This window comes from Streptomyces sp. 8P21H-1 (assembly GCF_013302945.1).
The window spans coordinates 1-3,908 of the sequence record NZ_JABTYA010000082.1; the positions used below are offsets into that span (position 1 = coordinate 1).

The 3,908-nt window shown below is 68.4% G+C and carries 4 protein-coding genes and 1 pseudogene; all 5 read right to left on the reverse strand.

The genetic code is table 11. The features are described from left to right. A pseudogene (locus HO151_RS01735) lies at positions 1 to 257 on the reverse strand (hypothetical protein); the annotation flags it as partial. Positions 258 to 298: 41 nt separating this feature from the next. Next, the gene (locus HO151_RS01740; protein WP_173894368.1) at positions 299 to 1,741 is read right to left on the reverse strand and encodes a maltokinase; all 1,443 of its coding nucleotides are present in this window, start codon (positions 1,739 to 1,741) and stop codon (positions 299 to 301) included. Between the two features lie 283 nt (positions 1,742 to 2,024). Next, on the reverse strand, positions 2,025 to 2,273 hold the full coding sequence (locus HO151_RS01745) for a hypothetical protein (protein ID WP_173894369.1): 249 nt from the start codon (positions 2,271 to 2,273) through the stop codon (positions 2,025 to 2,027). Between the two features lie 167 nt (positions 2,274 to 2,440). Next, positions 2,441 to 3,241 carry a hypothetical protein gene (locus tag HO151_RS01750; RefSeq protein ID WP_173894370.1) on the reverse strand — a complete coding sequence of 267 codons (801 nt, stop codon included), beginning with the start codon at positions 3,239 to 3,241 and terminating at the stop codon, positions 2,441 to 2,443. A 283-nt stretch (positions 3,242 to 3,524) separates the two neighbouring features. After that, positions 3,525 to 3,908 (reverse strand): alpha-glucosidase C-terminal domain-containing protein (locus HO151_RS01755; RefSeq protein ID WP_173894371.1); only part of this gene is annotated, 384 nt, incomplete at its 5' end.

Here is a 3,908-nt window from a genome sequence, read left to right on the forward strand (position 1 = left end):
GCCGCCACCTGTGCGGGCCCTCCGGTCGTCCCGGCCTCCGCGGCCGGCCCGGAGGCCGATGCCGGCGTGTCGTCCGGGGTCGGTCCGGGGGCCGGGACCGGTGTGGGCTCCGTCGTCCCGGGCCGTACGTCCTTGTCCGCGGGCTCGGCCTTCGCCCTGTCGGCGGTTGTGGCCGCGGCCCTCTCGGCGGCCTTGGCCTTTGCCTTGGCCTTCGAGCTCTTCGGCTTCTTGGCGGGCGGGTTCGGGCGGGGCGTCACGGGTGGAGCCTCCTCGGCGGAGTGGATCGGATGAGCGGGGGTCAGGACGGTTCGGGCCGGGCCAGGCGGGCGACCGCCGCCATCGGCACGGGCAGCCAGTCGGGCCGGTGCCGCGCCTCGTACACGACCTCGTAGACGGCCTTGTCGGTCTCGTAGGCGCGCAGCAGCACCGGATCCATCCGGGGATCGCCGCCGCCCGCCTCGGCGTACCCGGAACAGAACGCGGCCCGGCACGTGTCGGCCCAGCCTGGCACGGCGGACGGGCCGGTGTCCTGCGGGTCGGCGGAACCGGGGACCGGCGGGAGCGAGTGCGCGGCGTAGTCGAAGGAGCGGAGCATGCCGGCCACGTCCCGCGCGACCGGCTGGGGCAGGCGCCGTTCGGCGAGCGACTTGGAGGGCTCGCCCTCGAAGTCGATCATCGACCAGGAGCCGGACGGCGAGCGCAGGCACTGGCCCAGGTGCAGGTCCCCGTGTATGCGCTGGGCCGTCCACGTGTGGCCCTCGCCCGCCAGATCGGCCAGCGCGTCGAAGGCGGAGCGCAGACCGGGCGCGTACGGCCGCAGCGCGGGCACCGCCTGCACGGCCGCCTCCAGCCGCTCGGTCATGCCGTCCGTGAGCAGTTGCATCTGCCCGTGCCCCAGGGTGACCACGGGCAGCGCCCGGGCCAGCGCCATGTGCACCTCGGCCGTGGCCCGGCCGAGCGCCCGCGCCTCGGCGCCGAAGTCCTCGCCCCCGGCGAGTCCGCGCAGCGCGAGCTCCCAGCCGTCGGTGGCTCCCTGGAGGAAGGGCTGCAGGACCCCCAGGACGTACGACTCGCCGGCCAGGTCGGCGAGCATCCAGCCGGCCGGTGCCGGAACCCGTGGACAGCCCTCGCGGGACAGCGCCAGCGGCAGCTCCAGATCGGGGTTCACCCCCGGCACGATCCTGCGCAGGAGCTTCAGGATGAACGTATCTCCATAGACCAGCGAGGAATTCGACTGCTCGGCCGTCACCAGGCGCGGCGCCAGGTCGCCCCGGATCTCCTGCCGGGTGTCCCGTTCGAAGCGCAGCTCGCCGATGCGCGCCCCGCCGCGCAGGGCCTCCAGGAGGACGTCGGCGGCCCGGGGGTCGTGCAGTGCCTCGTACACGGCCCGCCCGGCCAGCGGTCCCCCGGCGGGACGGCCGATCAGTGCGGGCGCCAGCTGGGGCGGCAGCGTTTCACGAACCCCCAGGAGCAGCTGGTAGCAGTCGCCGGGATGGGAGGGGGCGCTCTGCGTCGGCACGAGCGGCTGGTGGGCCCGTACGAGCAGGTGGAGCAGCCCCTGCCGGGAGTCGAGCGGCAGCACTTCCGTCGCCGAGACCAGGGAGAACCCGGTGACGGGACGGCCCTTGCCCGCGAACCAGCGCTGCCGCGGAAGCCACTCGCGCAGCAGTGGTTCGAGGGACGCGAGGAGGCCGGCGCTCTGGGAAGCGGGGGGCACTGGGCGGGTGACAGCTTCGGACATGGCGTGGCGTCCTTTACCCGGAGTCTGGCCCGGAGATCGGGGTGTTCCCTACGCGTGCCCAGGCCAGGGCGGAGGAAACCGCCCTGCGGCCCGTTCCGCCCGCCGTCCCGCGCTCCGGCCCCGGATCACGGTCCTCCGGGGCGGTTTTCTCGTACGGTCCTCCTGCTCGGTCCTCCTGTGCGGGCCGCCCGTCGCCGGTGGTCGTGCCCGCGTCCACGGGGAGGGCGGCGTCCGCATGGCGGGAGGGGCGCCCGCTTCCAGTGGGCGCCCCTCCCGTCGGAGCTCAGCTGGCGCTCTGGCTCCGGAAAGAAAGTTTTCGCAGGAGAATACGCAGCTTTTCCATGACCGGCTGGCTACTCTGTGTGGTTTCTTTGGTCAGCATTTGCTGGCCGCGCATGGCTTCCTGCCGGGCCCGGGCGAAGTATGCCTCGCCGCTTTCCTGGCCCCGCATCCAGTCATGGCCCGAGTCGATGACCACCTGATCGGTAATTGTGATCTTTTCATCTGATTTTTCGATCTTGGAATTCTTCATCGGTTCCCCCTGGGACTCGGCGCGTCGGAAACTTCTTACGATGTCTCTACGGCAGATATTTTCTACCCGTACCGTATTTACCCAAACATCCAATTCAGTTATTGCCCGTACGCTACACTGCCCGGTTTTTCCTGTTCCGAAGGCTCCTCTCCCTGTCGTCGGGGAAGTTATCCGTTCGGCCGGTTACGGGTCTGGGGGAGACCTATGAGGCTGGTGATCGTATAGAATTTCCGGTAGTTCCCGTCGAGGATCTGGCTCGACTGGGGGGCGGGAATCTGACCGGGTCTCATCGCCTGGATCACAATGAGTCCCTGAGGGGCGGAACCGGTCCAGACGGGAAGGAACAAGGCCGTCTTGTAGCCGTTGATCAGTCTGATGCGGGTGCCTCCGTTGGGGGCCGCGTCGATATCCAGGACGAACTCCGGACCGAAGTTCTGCGTCTTTGCGAGGTACAGCAGATAGGAGCCGTTGCCGTCGTTCCCCGAATAGGCGTCGGGCAGGACGCCGGGGGGCCCGGTGTGGGCTTCCAGGGCCAGCCTGTCGTGCTCGGCGTCCAGCCGGTAGAAGGCGCACAGGGCGTCGGGGTCCACGAGCTGAACTGCGGTTTCGGTGAGCTTGTCCAGGATCTGTCTCCGCAGGGTCTCGTAGTCCCCCTCTCCTTGGAAGATCTTCCCGAGCCACTGCGTGACCGGCTGGACGCCGGCGTCGAACGTGGCCGCGCGCCGCAGTTCCCGCTCCGCCTGCTCGGCGCGCTTCTCCTGCATGTGAACGGTCTTCCTGGTCCTGTTCTCGGTCGTCATCTGCCAGGTCGAGAGAAACAGAATGGCGACGACCCCGACAAGGACGGGAAACCAGGAGATGCTTCCGGTCGCCAGTGCTCCGAAGACCAGTGTGACGACCGCCGGACCGGCCGAGATGACGAGAACCCGGATCAGCGATTTTATCTTCTTCGAGTTTCCCTGCGACATGTCTCCCCCGTGGAATGCCCGGACGTGAATGGACGGCAAGGACGAGTATCCATGCATTCACGCGGAGGAGGCGGAGCCGTTCATCCTAATAGGTGAATTTTTCTTTTATATGTACAGGCGCATCGAAGCATAAGGGGGGCGCCTGACTGGAAGCGCGTACCACCCTCCCGGGCGAACAGACGCACGGTTTTATGGTCCCATGGAAACGGCGCATCACCGGAAGGGGCGGCGTCCGGCTTGTCGCCGGACACCGCCCCGCGAGCAGGCTTTTCGAGAGGGAGTACTAGATCGTGTCCTTGCGGAGGCGGAACCAGTAGAAGCCGTGGCCGGCGAGGGTGAGGAGGTAGGGCAGTTCGCCGATGGCGGGGAAGCGGACGCCGCCGATGAGTTCGACGGGGTGGCGTCCGCTGAAGGTCTGCAGATCCAGTTCGGTGGGCTGGGGGAAGCGCGAGAAGTTGTGCACGCACAGCACCAGGTCGTCCTTGTACTCCCGCAGGAAGGCGAGGACGGCGGGGTTGGAGGAGGGCAGTTCGGTGTAGGTGCCCAGGCCGAAGGCGGGGTTCTGCTTGCGGATCTCGATCATGCGCCGGGTCCAGTGGAGCAACGAGGAGGGGTTGCTCATGGAGGCTTCGACGTTGGTGACCTGGTAGCCGTGGACGGGGTCCAT